General features: G+C 44.2%; 21 protein-coding genes. 8 read left to right on the top strand and 13 right to left on the bottom strand.

The genetic code is table 11. The annotated features are described in order from the left end of the window. The first annotated feature begins 181 nt into the window (after positions 1-181). The 4 genes from RDV52_RS06580 to RDV52_RS06565 all read left to right on the top strand — a co-directional run bounded on the left by RDV52_RS06580 (position 182) and on the right by RDV52_RS06565 (position 4,280). Positions 182-2,452 (top strand): cation:proton antiporter, encoded by a 2,271-nt coding sequence (locus RDV52_RS06580; protein ID WP_004366422.1) that lies wholly within the window; start codon positions 182-184, stop codon positions 2,450-2,452. 47 nt (positions 2,453-2,499) lie between these two features. Beyond that, positions 2,500-3,459: a calcium/sodium antiporter gene (locus RDV52_RS06575; protein WP_004362120.1), complete on the top strand. Its 960-nt coding sequence runs from the start codon at positions 2,500-2,502 to the stop codon at positions 3,457-3,459. Positions 3,460-3,478: 19 nt separating this feature from the next. Continuing rightward, positions 3,479-3,619 (top strand): hypothetical protein, encoded by a 141-nt coding sequence (locus RDV52_RS06570; RefSeq protein WP_004366423.1) that lies wholly within the window; start codon positions 3,479-3,481, stop codon positions 3,617-3,619. Between the two features lie 253 nt (positions 3,620-3,872). Continuing rightward, entirely contained in the window at positions 3,873-4,280 is a 408-nt protein-coding gene (locus tag RDV52_RS06565) for an Hsp20/alpha crystallin family protein (protein WP_036875406.1), read from the top strand. 197 nt (positions 4,281-4,477) lie between these two features. On the opposite strand, the gene queF is transcribed toward RDV52_RS06565, so the two are convergent. Both queF and RDV52_RS06555 read right to left on the bottom strand, forming a co-directional pair. Then, complete coding sequence (queF, locus tag RDV52_RS06560; RefSeq protein ID WP_004362122.1) at positions 4,478-4,933, bottom strand: preQ(1) synthase; 456 nt, start codon at positions 4,931-4,933, stop codon at positions 4,478-4,480. A 46-nt stretch (positions 4,934-4,979) separates the two neighbouring features. Continuing rightward, positions 4,980-5,672, bottom strand: coding sequence for a queuosine precursor transporter (locus tag RDV52_RS06555; protein WP_004366424.1), 693 nt, complete (start codon positions 5,670-5,672; stop codon positions 4,980-4,982). A gap of 184 nt (positions 5,673-5,856) precedes the next feature. Between RDV52_RS06555 and RDV52_RS06550 the strand changes: the two genes are divergently transcribed. Further along, complete coding sequence (locus RDV52_RS06550) at positions 5,857-6,699, top strand: TlpA family protein disulfide reductase (protein WP_004362124.1); 843 nt, start codon at positions 5,857-5,859, stop codon at positions 6,697-6,699. Positions 6,700-6,840: 141 nt separating this feature from the next. Then, positions 6,841-7,134 (top strand): hypothetical protein, encoded by a 294-nt coding sequence (locus tag RDV52_RS06545; protein WP_147278293.1) that lies wholly within the window; start codon positions 6,841-6,843, stop codon positions 7,132-7,134. Between the two features lie 66 nt (positions 7,135-7,200). Here RDV52_RS06545 and RDV52_RS06540 read toward each other — a convergent pair whose 3' ends face one another. The 5 genes from RDV52_RS06540 to RDV52_RS06520 form a co-directional block, all read right to left on the bottom strand. Next, on the bottom strand, positions 7,201-10,035 hold the full coding sequence (locus tag RDV52_RS06540; RefSeq protein WP_004366425.1) for a putative LPS assembly protein LptD: 2,835 nt from the start codon (positions 10,033-10,035) through the stop codon (positions 7,201-7,203). Between the two features lie 102 nt (positions 10,036-10,137). Next, positions 10,138-10,677, bottom strand: a complete 540-nt coding sequence (locus RDV52_RS06535; protein ID WP_004366426.1) for an HD domain-containing protein — start codon at positions 10,675-10,677, stop codon at positions 10,138-10,140. After that, positions 10,640-11,221 carry a hypothetical protein gene (locus RDV52_RS06530; RefSeq protein ID WP_004366427.1) on the bottom strand — a complete coding sequence of 194 codons (582 nt, stop codon included), beginning with the start codon at positions 11,219-11,221 and terminating at the stop codon, positions 10,640-10,642. The genes RDV52_RS06535 and RDV52_RS06530 overlap by 38 nt, the downstream gene beginning before the upstream one ends. 176 nt (positions 11,222-11,397) lie before the next feature. Then, complete coding sequence (locus RDV52_RS06525; RefSeq protein WP_004366428.1) at positions 11,398-13,173, bottom strand: biotin/lipoyl-binding protein; 1,776 nt, start codon at positions 13,171-13,173, stop codon at positions 11,398-11,400. Between the two features lie 634 nt (positions 13,174-13,807). Next, on the bottom strand, positions 13,808-15,502 hold the full coding sequence (locus RDV52_RS06520) for a putative transporter (protein ID WP_004362129.1): 1,695 nt from the start codon (positions 15,500-15,502) through the stop codon (positions 13,808-13,810). A gap of 181 nt (positions 15,503-15,683) precedes the next feature. Here RDV52_RS06520 and RDV52_RS06515 point away from each other — a divergent pair, with 181 nt between their 5' ends. Further along, positions 15,684-16,229, top strand: a complete 546-nt coding sequence (locus RDV52_RS06515; protein ID WP_004366430.1) for a TFIIB-type zinc ribbon-containing protein — start codon at positions 15,684-15,686, stop codon at positions 16,227-16,229. 53 nt (positions 16,230-16,282) lie between these two features. Next, positions 16,283-17,110: a DnaJ domain-containing protein gene (locus tag RDV52_RS06510; RefSeq protein WP_004366431.1), complete on the top strand. Its 828-nt coding sequence runs from the start codon at positions 16,283-16,285 to the stop codon at positions 17,108-17,110. A 19-nt stretch (positions 17,111-17,129) separates the two neighbouring features. Here RDV52_RS06510 and RDV52_RS06505 read toward each other — a convergent pair whose 3' ends face one another. The 6 genes from RDV52_RS06505 to nusB all read right to left on the bottom strand — a co-directional run bounded on the left by RDV52_RS06505 (position 17,130) and on the right by nusB (position 21,958). Beyond that, the gene (locus RDV52_RS06505; protein WP_004366432.1) at positions 17,130-18,302 is read right to left on the bottom strand and encodes a serine hydrolase domain-containing protein; all 1,173 of its coding nucleotides are present in this window, start codon (positions 18,300-18,302) and stop codon (positions 17,130-17,132) included. A gap of 138 nt (positions 18,303-18,440) precedes the next feature. Then, positions 18,441-18,899, bottom strand: a complete 459-nt coding sequence (locus tag RDV52_RS06500; protein WP_004366433.1) for a DUF5606 family protein — start codon at positions 18,897-18,899, stop codon at positions 18,441-18,443. 19 nt (positions 18,900-18,918) lie between these two features. Next, positions 18,919-19,491 carry a dephospho-CoA kinase gene (coaE, locus tag RDV52_RS06495; RefSeq protein ID WP_004366434.1) on the bottom strand — a complete coding sequence of 191 codons (573 nt, stop codon included), beginning with the start codon at positions 19,489-19,491 and terminating at the stop codon, positions 18,919-18,921. Then, entirely contained in the window at positions 19,488-20,495 is a 1,008-nt protein-coding gene (locus RDV52_RS06490; RefSeq protein ID WP_004366435.1) for a CdaR family protein, read from the bottom strand. Before RDV52_RS06490 ends, coaE begins: the two co-directional genes overlap by 4 nt. Positions 20,496-20,528: 33 nt before the next feature. Next, entirely contained in the window at positions 20,529-20,861 is a 333-nt protein-coding gene (gene yajC / locus RDV52_RS06485; RefSeq protein ID WP_004366436.1) for a preprotein translocase subunit YajC, read from the bottom strand. 41 nt (positions 20,862-20,902) lie between these two features. Further along, a complete protein-coding gene (gene nusB / locus RDV52_RS06480; protein WP_004366437.1) occupies positions 20,903-21,958 on the bottom strand; it encodes a transcription antitermination factor NusB in 1,056 nt (351 codons plus the stop codon). Between the last annotated feature and the right edge of the window lie 16 nt (positions 21,959-21,974).

Here is a 21,974-nt window from a genome sequence, read left to right as displayed (position 1 = left end):
ATAGAAGCATTCATGCTTTCAATGGTATTGTAATATCTGTACCTTATTATAATAGCGTATTTGCAGTATCATATCAACATATTCGTGAGACTATATCAACGCATTAGCGAGACTGCATCAATGCATTTAAGATTTAGCTAACACATCAATTCAAACTACCCACACACTTACAACGCTGCTTATGTCAGAACTTCCCGTACTCGTAAAAGACCTTGCTCTGATTCTTGTTGTGGCAGGTTTCGTTACTTTGCTATTCAAGAAACTCAAGCAACCACTTGTTTTAGGATACATCGTTGCGGGCTTCTTGGTATCTCCACACATGCCTTACATCATGAGCGTGATAGATGAGTCCGACATAAAAACATGGGCAGATATTGGCGTCATTTTCCTTTTATTTTCGTTAGGATTAGATTTCTCGGTCAAAAAAATATTGAAAATGGGGGCTTCTCCCATTATTGCTGCTTGTACGATAGTATTTTCCATGATGGCGTTAGGTGTTTCTGTCGGACACGGCTTTGGCTGGAAACAAATGGATTGTATATTTCTTGGTGGAATGTTAGCCATGAGTTCTACCGCCATTATATATAAAGCGTTTGCCGACATGGGGCTTTTACAACAAGGTTTTGCCTCTACCGTCATGAGCGTTCTTATTCTTGAAGACATTCTCGCCATTGTCATGATGGTAATGCTCAGTGCAATAGCCAGCGGAAATAGCCCTGATGGTGGACAACTATTAGAAAGCGTGCTCATGATAGGGTTCTTTCTTGTCTTGTGGTTCGTTATTGGTTTGTTCGCCATTCCTTCCTTTTTGCGTAAAACCCGGAGCATTCTAAATAGCGAGACTTTGCTTATCGTGTCGTTAGGACTTTGCTTTCTTATGGCAGTAATCTCCACGAAGGTGGGTTTCAGTGCTGCTTTTGGTTCTTTTGTTATGGGCAGCATCTTGGCTGAAACCATAGAAGCCGAGAAGATTATAAAGGTTGTAGAACCTATTAAGAACTTGTTTGGTGCCATATTCTTTGTTTCTGTGGGAATGTTGGTAGACCCACATATTCTTGTCAGCTATGCCGTACCAATCCTTGTTCTTGTCATTACTATTCTGGTTGGGCAGGCTGTGTTTGGCACAATGGGATATATGTTTGGCGGACAATCGCTTAAAAACGCATTGCGATGTGGTTTTTCTATGGCACAAGTGGGCGAATTTGCTTTCATTATAGCCACTTTAGGTCTTTCGCTGGGTGTCATCAACAAATTTCTTTACCCTGTTGTAGTAGCGGTTTCGGTTATTACAACTTTCCTTACCCCCTATATGATACGCGCTGCAGAGCCTACTTACGAGTTCTTGCTACGACACTTGCCCAAACAATGGGCACGACGGATTTCGCATATCGATGTTGGAACACCACAAAACATGGCGTCCGAAAACCTTTGGCGTTCTCTTATCAAGGCGATGATAGCCAATACGCTTATCTATGGCATACTTTCGGCTGCAACCATTACCATCATGTTTTCGCTTGCATTGCCTATTATGCGCCGTCTATCGGTGCAGATAACTGGTACGCACTGGACCGGCAACGTGGTGTGCGGACTGCTTACCGTTCTCCTTATAGCTCCATTCCTACGTGCTTTCGTAATGAAGAAAAACCATTCTGAAGAGTTTAAGACCTTGTGGACCGTCAATCGCATGAACCGTTTGCCGCTTGTTTTCACCATTCTGGTACGAATAGTCATTGCCTTAACGTTTATTTTCTACATCTGCAACTATCTTACCCGCTTCACTAACGCCCTGATGATAGTTATTGCAATTGGTTTGCTCGCACTAATGATACTGTCGCGCAGCATGAAACAACGCAGTATCCGACTGGAACGGTTGTTTGTGCAAAATCTTCACAGCCGTGAGATTGCCGCACAGGTACGTGGTAACAGAAAACCACTCTTCGAAGGACATCTATTAGACAGGAACATACACATTGGCGAGTTCGACATTCCAGAAGATTCGCTATGGACCGGCAAGACGCTTCACCAACTAAAGCTGCGCAATCGCTTTGGCACACACGTCAGCAGCATACTCCGTGGGTCGCACCGGCTGAACATTCCACGTGGCAATACTGTGGTTTTCCCTGGCGACAAGATACAAGTTATTGGCAACGACCAGCAGTTAGCAGCCATTTCGACAGCCATTCGCAACGAAATTCGTCCCGAAGACAACGATATAGAGAAACGCGAAATGATTTTACGCCAGATTGTTCTATCAGATAAAAGCCCATTTATAGGCAAGACATTAAAAGAAAGTGGCATACGCGACCAATACAACTGTTTGGTTGTTGGTATAGACGAAGGACAAATGCACATTACGCTTATCAGTCCATCGCATTGTTTAGAAGTAGGCGACGTATTGTGGGTGGTAGGTGAAAAAGAGAATATAAAACAAATTCAGGGCACTAACGAATAGGTTGGAAGATGTTTCCCAATGTGTTATAAAGCTAATATAAAACAAGTATGTTATTGAATTTAATCTTCATTATTGTAGGTATCGTTCTCGTATTATGGGGAGCCGACCGTCTAACCGAAGGTTCTGTAGCAGTTGCAGAACGCATGAATATTCCGCAAATCGTTATCGGTCTCACCGTCGTAGCCATGGGAACGAGTATGCCCGAGTTCTGTGTCAGCCTAATATCGGCACTAAAAGGCACACCAGACTTGGCAGTAGGCAATGTCGTAGGGTCCAATATCTTCAACTCGTTGTTCATAGTTGGCATTACAGCAGCCATTGCACCCATGGCTATTTTGCGCGCTACCGTAATGAAAGACATTCCGTTTGCGCTTGTAGCATCGGTCATACTGCTGATGATGTGCCTCGATGGACGCATCGGACGCATAGATGCAGCAGTACTGTTTTCGCTTTTCATGATCTTTATGTTCATGACTTTGAAAAGTGCAAAGATTAATAAGCAGGAATTAGAAGAGGAGAACAAGCTTGCCGAAAAAGCACTAAAGAGTGTTCCCAAAATGAGTCCTGCCATGTCGGTTGTATGGATTTTGGCAGGTTTAGCTTGCCTCATAGGTGGCAGTACGTTGTTTGTAGAAGGTGCTTCAAAGCTTGCAACCTCGTTAGGAGTGTCCGAAGCCGTCGTAGGACTAACCATTGTAGCTGGTGGAACATCGCTGCCCGAACTTGCCACCAGTATTGTTTCGGCCCGGAAGGGCAGCAGTGGTATAGCCATTGGCAACGTACTGGGGTCTAACGTGTTCAATATTCTCGGCATATTGGGCGTTACCGGACTTATTTGCCCCATGCAATTGCAAGGCATTACCGATACCGACCTGTCTATGTTGGTTATATCCATGATCATGATTTGGTTCTTTTCGTTCACCAAATACATCATCGAACGATGGGAAGGACTTATTCTTAGCGCCACTTTCATAGGATATATTGCTTATCTAATAAGCCATGCATAAACAAACGGAAATGCACTGAATGGCAGTAAAAGACAACTGCAAAGAAGTTATGACACTGGTTCAATTCCACCATAGCGGTTGCCTTGTGATGCAAGGTAGCCGCTATTGCTTTTCAAAACAGGCTCTTTTGTCGGGTAAAACAAGCCCTTTTACCGTGTAAAACCCATTGTTTTGATGAGCGAAACAATGGGTATCGTAACATAAAATGCTAACCAACTATTAATCAACCCATTTCGGTATAGTCTGTAACACCCTGCTTATTCTAACCAACGAGAAGGAACTCATCGCATAGAACAAGACATATTGTCATGTATCTATGACATAATGTCATTCATACTGTACTGGCATAAGTATTGTATTATACCTGATGTAAACATAAAAATAAATAAACAAAAATAGGAGAAAAGATTATGATGTATAAGAATTCATGGTTGCCGGAAGTATTCAACGACTTCTTCTACAACAACAATATGCCTAAGGCAAATGCAACTGCACCAGCTATCAACGTATTAGAGAACGAAAACGAATATACTGTAGAGCTGGCTGCACCAGGCTTGAGAAAGGAAGACTTCGACATTAGCATTAATAACGACGGAGACTTAGTTATTAAGATGGAGAAGAAAAACGAAGTGAAAGACGAGAAAGCACACTACTTGCGCAGAGAGTTTGCATACAGCAAATACGAGCAGACGCTTATTTTGCCAGACGACGTGAATAAAGACGAGGTTGGTGCAAAGATGAATGATGGCGTGCTGAACATTACTCTTCCGAAGCTAAACAAGAGCGTTCAGAAAGTAGCAAGACAAATTGAGGTTGGTTAATTCCATACCATGATATGATTTCAGCAATCACTTCGATGCTTCACGACAGAAGTAGTCTTACATAAGATGAATGGAGAAAAATGACAAGAAGTTTGTTCATAGTATAATAAATGACTATTGTTAGGAATAGAAAAATCCCCGGATGCTCACACATTCGGGGATTTCTCGTTACTAACTCGCATTGTTTCTACCCTACTTTACTCATGATTGGCAAAACGATGCTCTGCCAATTGTTCGTACTTCGTACCAGGTTTGCCATAGTTTGCATACGGATAAATGCTGATGCCGCCACGTGGCGTAAAGATGCCCGTTACCTCAATGTACTTCGGCTCCATTAGTTTTATAAGGTCTTTCATTATGGTATTCACGCAATCTTCGTGAAAATCGCCGTGGTTACGAAAGCTAAACAGATAGAGCTTCAGGCTCTTGCTCTCCACCATTCGCACGTCAGGCACATACGAAATGCGTATTTCGGCAAAGTCCGGCTGCCCTGTTATAGGACAGAGACTCGTAAACTCAGGACAATTAAAGCGCACCCAGTAGTCGTTTTCCTGATGTTTATTCTCAAACGTTTCTAATACTTCGGGTGCATAGTCCATACGATAAGTCGTCTTTTTACCCAACTGGGTAAGTCCGTCGTTGTTTCTTTCCATCTTCTTAACGTTTCGTTTTATAGGGTTGCTGTCTGTGCAAGGTGCCTTAACCTAAGCTGAATATCTTCCAAATGCTGTAGTTCACGCCATTGTCGTAAGTATCTTCGCCTTCGTGTTGCTTCAGCTTCTTCACAACACGTATGGTCAAAGGCAGCGCGATGACCTCGTAAAGGGTTTTCAGCAATACCTGCCAGAGCATCAACTTTGGCAATTCCTCGGCTGGAACAACCCCACCTAAAGCCAGCGGAAAGAAGATAAGAGAATCCAAGCCCTCGCCTGCAATGGTGCTCAAGATGGCTCGCCACGAGAAATGTCTGCCGCCGTCGCGAATCTTCATCTTGCTCATCACGTAGGCATTGGCAAACGAACCTACTATAAAAGCCACGAAGGAAGCTGCGGCAACGCGTGGTGCAAGACCAAAGATGGCGTGGAAACCTGCATCATTCGTCCAATAGGGGGCACCCGGAATCCAGTCGCACAACGCTCCCATGGACACGAAGAAGAAGTTCATGGCGAACCCCGTCCATATCAGCAGTCGTGCCTTCCGAAATCCCCACACCTCGCAGACACAGTCGTTGATGATGTAGGAGATTGGAAAGACGATGAGCCCGCCCGTCAATGAGATACCCAACACAGAGATTTGCTTTGTTTCGAGAATGTTTGCTGCTATCAAGCAAACACAGAAGAGAATGCTGAAAAGCATAAACAGCACACTCACTTGTTGTCTTGTCTTTATCATTACCTTGTTTTGTTAAAGAGGGTTTAGCAAGTACCCCTGTCCATAAAAAGTGCGGCAAAGGTACAAAAAAATCTTAAAGGATAGCTGTTTTATCAATACATTTCTTTATTTTTGCAACAGAATTGCACAGACACACCAGTCTATTTAGAGTGTTATTTACAAACCATTAAACGATAAAGACTATATGAAGAAAATTTTTTTAGCTGCACTTTTAGCTGCACAAGTACTTACAGGCTTTGCCCAGTCGCAAGACTTCAAGCCTTACGAAGAGAAAATGAACAAGCTTTATGCAGAGTTTACCGCCTTAAACAACGAGTATGCAGCGTTGCGGCAAAAGGACCCGAAGACCATGACCGATGCCGACAAGCAGAACATTGAACGCATCATGGCTAAAGGCGACTCGCTCTCCGAGGTACATACCGCCCTTACGCTTGAGATTGTAAAGAACTTCAGAGACACGAAATATCCTGCCAAGTATATTGCCGACGCATTCTCGGGATTCACTTACGAACAACTGAAAGACGCGCTGGCACCAACAAGCGGCTACTATAAAGAGGAGTCTTTAAAGCCAGCCAAAGAGTATCTTGCAATGTTGGAGCTTCGCCGTCCGGGTCTGATGTACACCGATTTGGTCATGAAGGACATGAACGACAAGGAGATTAAGCTGAGCCAATATGCCGGCAAAGGCAACTATGTGTTTGTAGACTTCTGGGCAAGCTGGTGCGGTCCATGCCGTGCAGAGATGCCAAACGTAGTAGAGGCTTACAAGAAATACCATTCAAAGGGTCTGGAGATTGTAGGTGTCAGCTTCGACCAGAAGAAAGATGCATGGACTGCTGCAGTGAAGAACCTTGGCATGGAGTGGCCACAAATGTCCGACCTGAAGGGCTGGCAGTGTGCAGCCGGAAAGGTTTATGGCATTCGCTCTATCCCTTCAAACATCTTGTTAGACCCACAAGGCAAGATTGTTGCAAGCGACTTACGTGGCGAAGACTTGCAGAAGAGGTTGGCAGAGATTTACAAATAAACAGTTCCAACCCATACAGGAAGAACCTTGTTGAATGCACATGTTCAACAAGGTTCTTTCTTTTTATAAAGAAATCCAACCTAAGCAGTGTCAGTTCGATGAATTTAAGATGATGCAGGTTCAGCGATAACCATCTTCAGAATGAGTCCTAAAACCGCAACGGAGTTACGGCAATCATCGCTTCGGGGTTACGGCAAACGTCGCTTCGGAGTTACGACAAATGTCGCTTCGGAGTTACGGCAATCATCGCTTCGGGGTTACGGCAAACGTCGCTTCGGGTTACGACAATCGTCGCTTCGGGGTTACGGCAATCGTCGCTTCGGGGTTACGGCAAATGCCGCTTCGGGGTTACGGCAAATGCCGCTTCGGAACAGACAAAAATATCTGTTCTCTGATACAGCGAAAAACCATGTTCTGATGCTTGAAGAGCCGTGAGTTCGCACATAGACAATTCGCCGAACTCACGTTAAAAAAGGTCAGGAGTGTGTCGCAGGAGAATGCCTAATACCACTGGACGGCTGGAGTAATGCCGCTCCGCTTGTCGTATTTAAGAGCATCGGTAAGCGTTGCTGCGTTGCAACGGAAGGTGAAGTTGTACGATGTGTAAGGTGCAAGCACGATGGAAGCACTCATGTTGAAGCAGTGCAGGTCGCGCGAAAGGCTTGCCGTCGTCATGCTCATGGCATGGTTGTCGAAATCGTAACCGCTCGAGAAGTTGATGTTCCAACCGTCGCTGATGCGGATATTGCCGCTTACGTTCAGCGTCTGCGAGAACTTGTAGGGATAGCGCATACGCTTCTTGTTGAATGTTCCTTGCTGGTTCTCGCGCATCGTAATGCCATAACCGAAGGTCAGCGACCACGGCATATTGAAGCGCATGTAACCGTCGGCATCGGTTTCGGCAATGCTTCCACTGCTCTTTTTGGCTGCATGCTTGCCCTTTTCCATCGTGTCGTCCATATTCGACTCTATCTTAGGATCGGGTCCGTCGTCGTCTTGTTCTTTCCTGTCAGACGTATTCTTGCCGCCACCAAACCATTTCTTTATCTTGTCTGGCGTAAGCGTGAACGAGAAGTTCTGCGACATGCCCTGGAAGCGTGGCAAACGACCGTACCCCCACTCGGTATGATTGCCCACAAAAGGCTTTCCGTTCGCATCTAACTCGTAAGCATATGTGGCAAACTGGGCATTCATGGAGAAGGTATAGTTCTTCCACCACTTCAGTCGGAGGCGCACGCTGAGGTCGCTCCACCTGTGCCAGTCGGTAGCAGCGTTGTACGACATGGAGGCTCCAAGCTCGTCGATGATGCTGAGCTTCCTATACCCTGTAGAGTCCTTGTCGCTGCGTATCTTCATTTCGATGTTGTTGCTGACGTCCCACGTTATCATCTCCGTCTTGGTTTTGCCGGGAACACTGAACATAGCCTCCTGGAACGGAGAGTATTCAACAAGTTTCACATTGCCGCTTGCGTCGGTATACTGGTAGCTGTCGTAGTATCCGTAGCGTCGTGCCCCGAAGTTGGGCGAGTACGACAAGGTTATCTGTGGGGTAACAACGTGGCGTATTGCCTGTATTTTATTGCCGAAGAGTTTCTTGTTCGGAATCCAGAAGCCATATAGTTTCGTGCTGGCAGCAAGGTTCAGCGACCAGTTGTAGACGTTATAGAAGCCTGTTATGGTGTCGCGTTTCTCTTTCGAGTGCACGTTGTCCCAGCTGCGCATAACCTTGTTGGTGTACATTCGGTCGGTGAAACTGAACGATGGATTAAGGTTGATGTAGTTGAACAACGTGAAGTTGGCTTGCACAGGAATGTTGTGCTGGAAGCCGTGCCGCCACTCTTTGGCGAAGTTAGCCTTTAAGATGCGGTTCTCTTTCCCTGCAATGGAGTTGGACAACTGCCCCGTATAGCTCATTGCTATCTTCTCGTACCAACGCTCTTTGCCCACAGCCTTCCTGCGCTTGAACGGATAGAGGCGGCTCAAACTAATGTTCAGGTCGGGCAAAGTAAGGTTGATGGTAGAGTCGCGCATGCTCTGCGACAGGTTGATTGTCGTGCTAAGAGAAAGACCAATGTTCGGAAACTGCTTCGACCAGCTAACCGATGACGTACGCGTAGACTGGCTTAGGGTCTGCGGATTGTACATGCTGTTCAGGTTGTTGCGTTCGTAACTGGACGAAGCAAAGTTCACGCTGGCAGCCAAAGTGCTGTTAGGGTTTGCCTTTGGGTCTTGCTGATGGTTCCATTGCAGCTTGAAACTTCTTTCAGAAACATAGTCTGGCAAACCTTTGTCGCCCGTCTTGGTGTTCTGATAGCTAAAAAGGAAAGAGCCAGAATACTTGTATCGCTTGCGGTAATTGCTGGCTGCACTCACACCCCACGAGCCGCGTGTGTAGATTTCGCCTAAGAGTTTCAAGTCCCATTTGTCGCTGATGGCGAAGTAATAACCTCCATCGCGAAGATAGAAGCCGCGGTCGTTCTCCTCGCCATAGCTCGGCATGATGAAGCCGCTGGAATATTTCTTGGAGAATGGGAAGAAGCCGTAGGGTATGGCTAAAGGTAGCGGAACATCGGCAACGACAAGATAGGCAGGACCGAAGACAACGTCTTTCCCGGGACGGACCTTTGCACGCGAAAGCGCAATGTAGAAGTCGGGGTGCGGCTTGTCGCAGGTTGTGTATCGTCCATGCTGGATATAGACAATGCCCGACGAGTCGCGTTTGGCTCTTTCGCCCGTAAGAAAGCCATCGTCTTGTGCCGTGTAGACGCCCTTAATCATTCCCTTTTTCGACTTGATATTGAAAGCCATTGAGTCGCTGGTATATTCTTGTCCGCTGAGCGAAAACTCCGGTTTACCTTTTATGCCACCCTCGGCAGTTGAGTCGGTTGTTCCGTTGGCACGCACAAGGTTGCTGTCCAAGTTCATAGAAACGTTGTCGCTGCTGAGTTTCATGTTCTGATAGTCCATCTTTGCCGAACCGTACAGATGCGCAACACGTGTCTTTGCATCGTAGACGAGAGAGTCTTCAGCCGAATAAGTTACGGGTGCTTCAAAACCGTTCGACTTCGATTTCATGATGCTATCCACACGAATAGAGTCATCAACCGCCTTATTGTGCTTAAAGATGGCAAGCTGCAACGAGTCCATCTGCGTGGTGTCTACCGTCGTCCTCACAGTATCGCCACCCCTTTTCGCTGGTTTTGTCTGCTGCACAGTGGCAACATTGGCATCACCGGCAACACCGACGAAAGGCGGAAAAAGAGCAGATACAAAAGAAGTTGCCATTGCAAACGCGATGACAAACATAAAAACGAATATGAGAAACTTTGCCTTCATTGCCTAATAGCTTGCAAAATTAAGCAAATAATAGAATAAATAGGGGCTATTTCTTTATTTTAACTTTTCATGGGTTCAACCTCAATCGACCATTAGGAACGCTTAGGACTCAAAGCAATGATGCCAAGCTGTAAACCGTTCTACCCCATCGCTGCCAAACTTCTCCAAACTCTTTACAGCTTGTTCGAATGTCTTTTCTACATCTAAATGGGTTTTGGAAAAGAACTTGTCGGCATAGCAAATCAGCTTTTCTTCTTCCGTTTCGGGCAGAAAGTCTTGCGGAGGCAAGGGTATCCCCTGCTCTACTATCTCTTTTTTGGTAAGTCCTGCACCTGTATGGCGTTCGCAGACACGTGCGTGGCGTAGGTAGCCCTCGCGCCTTAACAGTTCAGCACCTATGCGTCCATGGCACACATAAGGTTCTTCGCCAAAGCACTGAATGCTCGGAGCATTGCACTTGAATATGCCTATGTCGTGCAGCATTGCAGCCTCTTCCACGAATTGTCGGTCGAGATGCAGGTCGGAGTGTCGGTCTACAATAGAGAGAGCCTTGTCTGCCACACTTCTGCTGTGTACAAGCAAGATGTGCTTGAGTTCGTTTTCTTCAGGATAATACTTGTCTATGATATCTTGGTAATTCATTGCGGTCTATGTCTTTTCTTGTTTTTGCTATTGCCTGCAATACTTTTGTCCGTGCACTCTTCAGTCCTGGCGACAAAGGCATACCATCGCAGGAATGCAATGTCGCTTCCAACTCTTGCAAAAGCTCGGGGAAGAACTTGCATTGCTGGAAAGAAAGATAGATGCTAAGCGACTTTATGGCTATAGGTTGAGCAGAACTTGTGATGTTATCGAAACAGAAATCGAGGAAAGGGGTTGCTATTTCCTCTTCCGAAAAAGGCTGTCTTAAAATAATTGCAAGCAACAAACGCAGTTTCGTAGCATTGGAAGTACGCATTGCTTCTGCCATAATGAGTTGTTTTCTGCTATTCAGCCGTTCCCGTCCTGCTTTGTTAAAATGGCTCATTATCCAAGCTACATTCTCTGCAACTCTTGTTTCTTCATCGTATAAGAGTTGGAAGAACTCGCCAAATTCACGGTCGTCAAAGGAAGATTGAGCCATAGAGGCAAAGAGTCTGACCTCTTCTTCGTGTATTCTTTTTATTAACCGACTGCGTAAATCCATACTCTTAAAACAACAAGGGCAGAAAACTTGGCTTCCAACAGACCTGTATCCGTTCCTGTCTACAATGCTATTTCCCTGCTCGTATAAAAAGAAAAACGATTCATTCACAGAACATGAAAGCGTTTAAGTCTTATAATTCGTGAATGAATCGTAGTTATCTTATTTAACTAAAGTCCTTACTTTTCGTCTCTTTGAATGTATGCAAGCACGTCGCCCTTGCTGACTTTAGAGCCTTGCTTTGCGTTTATCTCTACCAATTTACCACCCAATGCAGCAGGAATTTCTACAACCTCGCCCCACGGAGCAAGAATATAGCAGAACTTCTCGCCTTCTTTGTATTCCTTGCCAATGAACGGTTCTACTGCAGGAGCAGCTTCGCCATCACCTTGGAACTCCCAGAACACTTGTCCCTTAACGGGAGAAACGATGGCGTCAGCCTTTGCGTGCTTGAACGCTGTTGCCTCTTCCATGCTTACTTTCGCCCCCAACTTGGCGTCTTTAGCCTTCTGCAAGTCTGCCAGGAAGTTCTTTTTAGCCTGACCGCTCTTATAGTTGCGATACTGCTCTGGGTGCATGGCAAGCTCGAAGAGTTCTTCGTCGTCCTGTCCGTAGTCCCAACCGTTCTCGTCCATTTCCTTGCGGAAGTCGTCCAATGCGTTAGGCAACAAAGTGTGTGGGTCGGCATCTGTAAACTCAAGACCTTTCTGCTTGGCAAGTTCAACAATCTCGTCGGCTATCTTGCCGGGCACCTTACCACTCTTTCCGAGTATCATACCCCACATAGAATCGTCCATCATAACGAAACGACCCTTACCTTGCTCAATGGTAAGAAGGTTCATCAAGGCAATGTTCTTGGTGTATTGAGAGAACGGTGTTACCAATGGAGGATAGCCTACACGTGGCCAGACGTAAGCAACTTCGTCGAACAGCTTCACCAGCATGTCGTCCAGAGAAAGCTCTACTTCGCCTTTCTTCTTGCGAAGGTTGTTGATAGTGGCGTGAATACCGCCGAGGTCTGCCATCATAGAACCCATCATACCGCCGGGAAGACCGCAACCGAGAAGCAGAGAACTGCTGATTTTGTTCTTCGGATTGATGAAGTAGCCCAACCATTCGTCGATAAATTCCTGTGTCATGGCACGCGCCTTCATGTATGCGTCCATATTTATTTCGGGCACATCGAAGCCTGCGTTCTTCAACATACTTTGCACTGAGATAAGGTCTGGGTGCACCATACCCCATGACAGTGGCTCGATGGCTACGTCGAGTATATCTGCTCCGTTCTTTGCTACCTCGAGCATAGACGCCATTGACAAGCCCGGACCTGAATGACCATGATATTCGATGATGATTTCTGGGTGCTTGTCTTTAATCATTTTGGTAAGCTTTCCAAGGAAAGCGGGCTGTCCGATACCTGCCATGTCCTTCAAACAAAGTTCTTCGGCACCTGCCTCAATCTCCTTGTCGGCGAGTTCGCAGTAGTATTCCAAGGTATGTACGGGCGAAGTGGTTATGCAGAGTGCTGCCTGCGGTATCATGCCTGCCTCCTTAGCCCATTTAATGGAAGGTGCAATGTTGCGAATATCGTTCAAACCGTCGAAAATACGAGGAATGTCTACGCCTTGTGCGTGCTTCACCTTATACATCAAAGCGCGGACATCGTCGGGCACGGGATACATACGCAGTGCGTTCAAACCGCGGTCGAGCATGTGTGTCTGTATGCCGGCATCGTGCAATATCTTTGTATAGGCACGGACAGATTCGTTTGGATTCTCTCCTGCGAGCAAATTTACTTGTTCGAATGCACCGCCATTTGTCTCTACGCGGGCAAAACAGCCCATTTCTACAAATACTGGAGCAATGCGTACCAATTGGTCTTTGCGTGGCTGGAACTTTCCAGAGCTCTGCCACATATCTCTATAAATGAGACTAAATTGAATTTTCTTTGCCATCTTTTATACTTTATTCTTTCTTCTTGTTCTTGTCCAAAATATGTAATGCGCACGTGCATTACGGTGTGCAAATTTAGATAAAAAATATTATACTGCGATATAATAGCCCATTTTTTTGCAAATATTGGCTAAGAACCAATCGGCAAGAACAATGGCAGAAAGGCATGCAGACACGTGCTATAAGTTGCCCATAAGGCATGCCTTCCCAACGGTTTTATAATGGCATGCAAACGCATTGCTCCCTGCGCATTGACGCATTGTGCCAGACAAACAGAGCGAACTGCATGGACTTGTCGCCGTTTCAGGCATGATTTATTTAAGAAAGCTCTTAAAGCTTTTTATAAATAGCTTATAAGCTTTTCCAAATTTGTGTGGTCTGTTTCGGCACGAAGTCATGAACCAATTGCGGACAACTGATGGCAGAATACTGAATACGAATACTGTAAAGCGGAAGAAGGATATGAAATCTACAAAAAGAAAGGGCATGCCAGACATTTGTCCAGCATACCCTGATAATCAATATAAAAATGAAAAAAATTAGTTTCTCTATCGTTTTCCCGAAACTTGTCCCATCGTGCCGCAGCAATACTCAAACCATTCCGGCATTGCCAGCAGGCTTAACGAAAGCATCTGGCTAAGCTCCGCAGCAGAAAAGTATAATAAGCTGTGCTGCAAGTATTCGGAGGAACATGCTCAGCGGATAAACCGTAGAGTATCCCAGAGCAGGGGCTTCAACCGCACAGACAGAGTTGGCGTATGCCAATGCAGGAGGATCGGTGTAGGCGCCTGATATTGCACCCATGATGATGAAATAGTTGAGCTTATACTTCATGCGGGCAAGGGTTCCGACAATAAGAATAGGAATGATGGTTATCAAGAAGCCCGTGTACACATATTTCAAGCCATCGCCCTGCACAACGGTATCCCAGAACCCGGCTCCGGCTTTAATTCCGACCGATGCGAGGAACAGTGCCAGACCTATTTCGCGCAGCATCATGTTGGCAGATGTGGTGGTGTAGGTTACAAGCCTCATGCGATGGCCAAAGCGACCAAGAAGAATGGCAATGATTAACGGACCACCTGCCAAACCTAACTTCAATGGAACGGGCATTCCAGGAACTGCAAAGGGCAGACTTCCGAACAGAATACCTACCACGATGCCAACGAAAATGGTGGCTATGTTCGGTGCATTCAGTCGTTTCTCGGAGTTACCCATCAGTTCTGCAACACGCTGCACATTCTCTTCGAAACCTACAACCATAATTCTGTCGCCCACCTGGAAGCGATAGTTGTTGCTCGCGAACAGGTCCATGCCCTGGCGGCTGATGCGCGTAACATTCACGCCATATACAGAACGGAAGTGCAACTTGCTCAGTACCTTGCCGTTCATAGAACTGTTCGTAACGACAATACGGCGGCTCACCATCTGCTGCGGTTGGTCTTCCTCGTGCCAGTCCACCTCTATCTGAGGACCAATGAATGCAGAAACAGCTTCAGCATCAGCCTCTGCACACACTATGAGCACCTCGTCGTTAAGGTGCAGCACGGTGTCTTTTGAAGGAAGCGACACCACACCGTCGTGCATCAAGCGCGTACAGACAACATCGCGGTTCAGGAAGTCGGTAATCTCCTGCAAAGTGCGACCGCCAATGTATGAGTTCTCAATGCGGAGATACATAATGTGTGGCTTGGCATTCGGGTTTTCTGCCTCAGCTTCGGTCAATATGGCGTTCTCCTTATCAATATCTACCTTGCAGATAAAGCGTATCGCCAATGTTGCTCCGATGATGCCGATAACGCCCAAAGGGTAGGCACAAGCATAGCCTGAAGCTATATCGAAGTTCATTCCGTCAGGGAACACGCTGTGCAAAGCTTCTTTAGCTGCACCAAGACCAGGTGTGTTTGTTACGGCACCATACATCGTGCCCACCATCATGGGCAAGTTCTTGTGGTCGGCAGTGTCGAAGAAGACGTAGTAACAGGCAAACATCACCACAATGTTCAGCAGAATGGCAAGGCAGGCAAGCATGTTCAGCTTCAGTCCGCCTTTGCCGAAACTCTCGAAAAAGCCCGGTCCTACCTGCAGACCTATCATGAATACGAACAGAATAAGACCGAAGTCTTGCAAGAAGTTCAGCGTTCCCGTTGGTCCTGTAAAGCCAACATGACCCGCCAGAATGCCAACGAAAAGAATAAAGGTTACACCGAGAGAGATACCGCCTATCTTTATTTTACCAAGATAAACACCTAACGAAATAACCAAAGAATAGAGTAACACAACATGGGCTACACTATCGTCAGTAGTAAATAATTTAATTAACCAGTCCATAAATTGTAATTTAACGGTGCAAAGGTACTTATTTACTTAGAATAAAACAATTATATACAGCTATTTTATGTCTGAATATTCCGCAGTAGAGCAAAGTTTTGAAACTGTCGGTGCACAAGATTGTAACCTTATTGCCTGCTTTCTTTCTTAAATAAAAGTTTTTTTATAATTTTGCGGCATCATGGAATATAAGATAAGGTGTAACAAATGTGGCGATGTTTTTAAAGCAAGCACAGAACGCCAAGGCTTGCAGAAAGTGCGATGCCCCTATTGCGGCAGTGTGTTGAACTGCCAATTGGGCGATGGTAAACCTTTCCGGACACGAGCCAGAGCAGTTGTCCCCATCACAGAAGCACGAACGGTTACCGCAAAAGCAGCAGAGACACAACCAACAGCAAAGGCGAAATTCCTTAAAATGGCAACAGCCGAAATGCTTCAGGCGGCAAAGAACAGACTAAACAATCAGTCGCACCAAATGACAGCATTGGCTGCAAGTACCACAGCTGCTACTTCTGAATATATAGCCAGGTCATCGTCGAAACTAAAAGCATTCCAAGAGAAATACAAAGACGGCGATTTGTGGATATTCTTTGTTGGCAGCTTCGTCTTTATCATACTTGTATTCGTTGGCTTGTATCTGCTGTCTGTACTTACCAACGTAATCTACGATAGTCATCTATGGCTATTCAAAAAGTACATAGAAATTAAGAACACAATAGGATTTTAGCAAGTTGGCACGCTTTTAGCACATACATAAAAGCAAATCAACAGCACAGAATTATGGCATTAGGAAAATGGATTGGCGGTGCACTCGGCTGGATATTGTCCGGTGGTAACGTGTTAGGCGCAATTGCAGGATACTGCATTGGAAGTTTGTTGGGTGATGCATTCAACGCATCAGACGAAGGAAACGGGTTCAACGGAGACAACGGTACATTCCGAAACGATTACTCCGGCACTCAATTCAATCATCGTCCATTCGAAGAAGACCGTAACTCGTTCCTTTTCTCAATGCTCGTACTCTCGTCGTATATTATAAAAGCCGACGGAAGAATCATGCATTCTGAAATGGAATTTGTAAGAAACTTCCTACGCAACAACTTTGGCGAACAAGCCGTCCGGCAGGGTGAAGACATCTTGCTGAAGCTCTTCGAAATGCAAAAGCAACAAGGTTCCATAACGTTCAAAGAAACGATACGCAAGAGTTGTATTGAAATGAAATTCCACATGAATACTGGTCAGCGACTGCAACTGCTCGACTACCTTATTATAATAGCCAAGGTAGATGGCACCGTAAGTCCTGAAGAAGTGTCTGCCCTTAAAGAAGTGGCAACTTATCTTGGACTTTCAGCACAAGACGTAGACTCTATGCTGAATATGAAAGCAGCGCCTAACCAGCAAATGGGACTCGACGAAGCCTACAAAGTACTCGGCATATCACCCAATGCAACCGACGATGAAGTGAAAGCTGCTTACCGCAAAATGGCATTAAAGCACCACCCCGACCGCGTTAGCACCTTGGGCGAAGATGTTCGCAAAGCTGCCGAAAAGAAGTTCCAAGAATTAAACAATGCCAAAGAGCAAATTTTCAAAGCTCGTGGACTTTAACTTAGTATATTCTATTGCTTCAGAACAATTTATCGCACAAGGAGTCAAAGAATGTCATTTCCCAACCCATCCAATTGTAGTTGTTTCCTATTCGGGCAATAATCACATTCTTCTTCTGATTAATATAAATGAATTGGTGTCCGACACCAAACGCATAGAAAGAAGAGTTATCGGCATCGTTATCGTGATACTGATGGTACCAGCAATAATGATAACCTTTATTCTCGGTAGTCTTTTCTAAGCTCTTGTCTATCCACTCCTTGCTGACAATCTGCTTCCCATCCCACGTACCACCATTCAAATATAATCTTCCTATTTTTGCAAGGTCATATACATTTGTAGCAATACCTCCAAAGCCTTGTGTGTGATGATGCTTACGGCTGTCTATTGTAATCCATGCATCGCGTTCCATACCTAATGGTTTCCATACCTTCTCACTCATATAGTCCGCATAGGTTTTACCCGTAGCTCGTTCAATAATCCAAGAGAGCAAGGCTGTTGTCAGACTGTTATATTCATACTTCTCCCCAGGTTGATTTTTAAACTTTATGTGTCGGAAAAGTCGGGTGAAGTCGTGCCCATATTGCAGTTGAGTTATCTTGAATATTTTAAACAAACCTTTTAGAGTCAATTCATAGTCCTCGTAAAAATCGAAACCAGCCTGCATATTCAGCAGGTGGACAATCCGTAACTTTTTGAATGTCGCATTGTATTTCGCCAATCCTGGAATATAATCGGTTACAGGGTCGTCTACGCTCTTGATATAACCTTCGTCTACGGCAATACCACAAAGAAGACCCGTCAATGATTTGGAAACAGAGAAAATGGTAGCATTCTTTCCTGGATAAAAAGGCTCTGTCCATTGGTCGTAAACAACACTGTCGTTATGAATAATAAGCAATTGCCCATCTTTTCCAAACCATTGTTCAACAAGAGAGTCTATTCGTGCCTTCCCTATATTTCCTGCCTTTTTGTAAGTTATATGCATACTTCTATCTATGCAACGATGCGATGCAGCAAGTGGAAAATGAAACGGATTGTCTCCTTTGAAAATAGTGTCTCGTTCCAACTTCTGATATTCGTATATATCCGGACCAGAAGGACCATCGAGTGTGAGCCCACGGAAAACGCTGCAACTACTAAGCAACAACATAACTAAACCAAATAGAACTTTATCTGTTTTTGATGCCATAATAATTATGTGTTTAAGTTTAATAGTACAAAGTTACACTAAATTATTCAAAATGTTAGATTTATCACAAAAAACAACGTCGTCTCTGTGCGAAAAGTGCAGAGACAACGTTGTTATAACTCTGTTGAAGAAATATTCTTAACCTTCCTTCTTTTCGTCACCTTGGGATTCGTTGGTACCGTCTCCATTATCGGACTTCAGAATTTCTTCGAAGTTTGAAATACCACCCTTTATTAGAATATCATACCATTGCAATAGCTTTTTAATATCACTGTTATGCACACGGTCGCGGTCGTAATCGGGAAGAATTTCTGCAAAATAGTTCTGCAGTTGCTCAGCAGATGCCTTACGCCAATCGAGCGAAGAAACTTTTCCTCCCTCCTTTTCACGTACTTTTACTAATACTTCGTACAAAGGAACATCGTCGCCTTCAGTAAACATTGAAATATCAGAAAGGCTCGTTACTCGGTCGGTTGCAAAAGTTGGAATACGCTTTTTCTTTTCATCAATAGTCTCAACTATTAAGTTCATTTTTGCATGGCTCACCAATTTGTAGAGTCCTGGTTTGCCCGCAATCGAAAGAATTGTTTGTTTCATTATGTTTTTATTAAATATATTACTTACTCAATTTCGCCATATCATCTATAATTGCTTGTATTTGTGAGTCTAAGTTGCGCTGTCCATCGTTTACTATCTCATAATTACTAAGTTTCAACATCTCACTTTGTGGCAACTGACGATTTATCCACTCTTGAGCCTTTGCTGGCGTTATCTGGTCGCGATATACAATGCGTTGCACTCTAACCTCTATTGGTGCCGTTACACATATTACCTTATCTATAGATACACGGTTTATAAAACCACTATCAAAGAGTATGGCACTTTCAATAAAGTCGTAGCCTGAATGTTCAAAATCGGCAGCGACAGCTGGGTGGACAATATCGTTAACGGCTTGTGCATTTGCCTTATCATGCAGAAGAAAAGATGCTAACACAGCTTTTTGCAGCTTTCCTCCAACAAAAACCTTTGCTCCTACCAAATCAGAAAGTCTTTCCTGGATATCATTTGAAGTACGTATTAATCGTTTTGCAGCCTCATCGCAATCATAAACAGCAATGCCGAACTTATGCAATCGTTCGCAAACAAACGATTTTCCGCTACCAATACCGCCTGTTATTGCAACTTTCATTTTTGTTCAATAAGATAGTCTACAACATTTACAATGGGACGGGCATTGCGTATTCCATTTGGTGCAGCTTGAAGATACACATGGCATTTATCTGCCCTACGGTCGGCAACCTCTTTATAATCTACTATAAGCTTAAAGCCTTCGGGTAACAATTCCCTTGTTTCAATGTTTATAGGCATTGTTCGCAGCCGTTGTGCTCCCACGGCAAATCTTATTTTCACTTTACCTGGAAATATTCGCATAGTTTTATCAGCTGGAACATTAATGGCATGGATAGGCACTTCTACATATTCTTCAGTAAGAATGTCTGGGAAAAGCTGCACCTTCACATGATTAGGCAATGGCTTTACATTTTTAATCTTCGCAATCCTAACTTGTTGTGCTTTCGGTTCAGCAAAGTTAGATATCGTTAATGGTTCGGTAGACACATATTTAATGCTATCTAACTTTTGTTTTGTGGCATAGACAGTAACACTCTCTGGTACGACCTGGATTCGAGCAAGATAATAGCCTTCTGCAGGAGTTGCCACCCCATGAAATCGTACAGGTACTTTCTTATGTCTTCCATGATTGTAAGTAAAAGTAAGATTATTCATCTTTACGCTTACTACCTTCGTGCTAGAATACATCTGCTGAGAGAGCAATCGTTGTATATCGGTAACAGAAATCTCGCCCGAATTGTCTGACCGACTACAAGCTTCAAAATCGAAAGACAATGGTCGAAAGGCACCGTAAAACATATAACTGGCTATGACATACCCCTTGTCGCGTACAACAACCCGGACAACAGAGTCCATTTCACTTGTCAAAACAACATTCTTAGGTATTTTGGTCAATCTAACACCTACGGTAAATTCGTGTTCATAATAATCATCGAGCACATTTGTAAGCCAAAACAATCCGCTCAATAGGAGGAAAAACAAAAAAACCAGAAATTCCTTGTTGATTAATTTCGACAAGAAATATCTGATTAAATTTGTTATATGTAGTCTCCTATCTATCATTTATGGAATCTACCACTATTAATTTGCAAGCAATTACTTATTCTGCCCCATACGCATAGCCTCTGCATCGGCAAACACATAGCCTTTATCTACAGTGATAACCACGCCACGTGCAATTTCCACTTCAATTTTATTAGAGTTAATATCTATACGCTTCACCTTGCCAAAGATTCCACCACCTGTAACAACAGAGTCTCCTTCTTTAAGTGCGTTTTGGAACGCGCGAATTTGTTTTTGCTTTTTCTGTTGTGGACGAATCATAAAAAACCACATAATAACTCCGATAAAAAGCATCATAACAATCATCGGCATTGCACTTCCTTGCTTGCCTGCAGCTTGAGCAGCGAGTAAAATAGCTGTATTCATTTCTTCTTATTTTATTTAATTTCGTTTATTTACCTATTATATTATTGGTCTTTATCATGCTCACCTTGTGGGAACTGTCCTTCCTGGTAATCGTTTCGCATATTGTCTTCGTTCCGAGAATTATTATTCCGCTCCCACCGATCGTTATTTCGACGTTGTTGTCTATGTCCAGGTATCTGTTTCAATAACTTACCCGTATCAATAAGATAACGTGCAATAGCATCGAGCATTCCGTTGATGTAGCCGCCGCTTCGTGAAGTACTATAAAGCTTTGCAAGCTCTACATACTCATTTATAGTAACCGAGAGTGGAATGTTTGGAAAGGTAAGCATTTCGGCAATGGCGATTTGCATAATAACAACGTCCATATAGGCTAAACGTGAGAAGTCCCAATTCCTACTAGTGTCGCTCATATATCGCTGATAGACATCAGCATTCAATATCGTAGCACGGAAAAGCTTTACAGCGAATTCTCTATCCTCTTCATCTTTAAACTCTGGCAGCAATTCCTGATTAGCTTTATTTACAGGATCAAAACGTTTGATGGTCTTAATAACGAATGTGTCTACAATTTCTTTATCATCGTTCCAATACAGGCTTTTTTCTTCGAGGACAGCATCTAAGTCCTCATTCCCCTGTATAAGTGTACGATATATCTTCCGCCATATCTCTCTGTCGGCATCGTAAGAGACATCATCGCTTACCATGTATTCCTTGTATATAGTGCTTTCTTCTATTTGGTCGCAAAGTTTTCTTACGGTCTCCATATCGTCTTCCCAACGATATTTCTGTCCATCAATAAACAAATTTAGTTGTTTGTTCTCTTCAAGTTGTACAGCAAACTTATTGTAAGCAAAACGGTCAGAAGGAACTTCTGTACCTTCGCGTCGTGCTCTATTCGTCAATATTTCTACACGACGGCGCTCTTCCTGTGTAATTGAAACAATGAGAGATAACAGATAATTATAAAGTCCATACGCCTTTGACAGACTGAAAAGCAGTTCCTTCTCAGCTTTATCAATATTACGTTCTCCATTTTGATAGTAAGCGTAGGTTAGCTGAACGACCTTTATTCTTATTAAATCTCTATTTACCATTACCGTATTAAAGTTG

It is taken from the genome of Prevotella nigrescens, from assembly GCF_031191185.1.
Lineage (GTDB): Bacteria > Bacteroidota > Bacteroidia > Bacteroidales > Bacteroidaceae > Prevotella > Prevotella nigrescens.
This window is presented reverse-complemented; position numbering and strand designations above follow the sequence as displayed.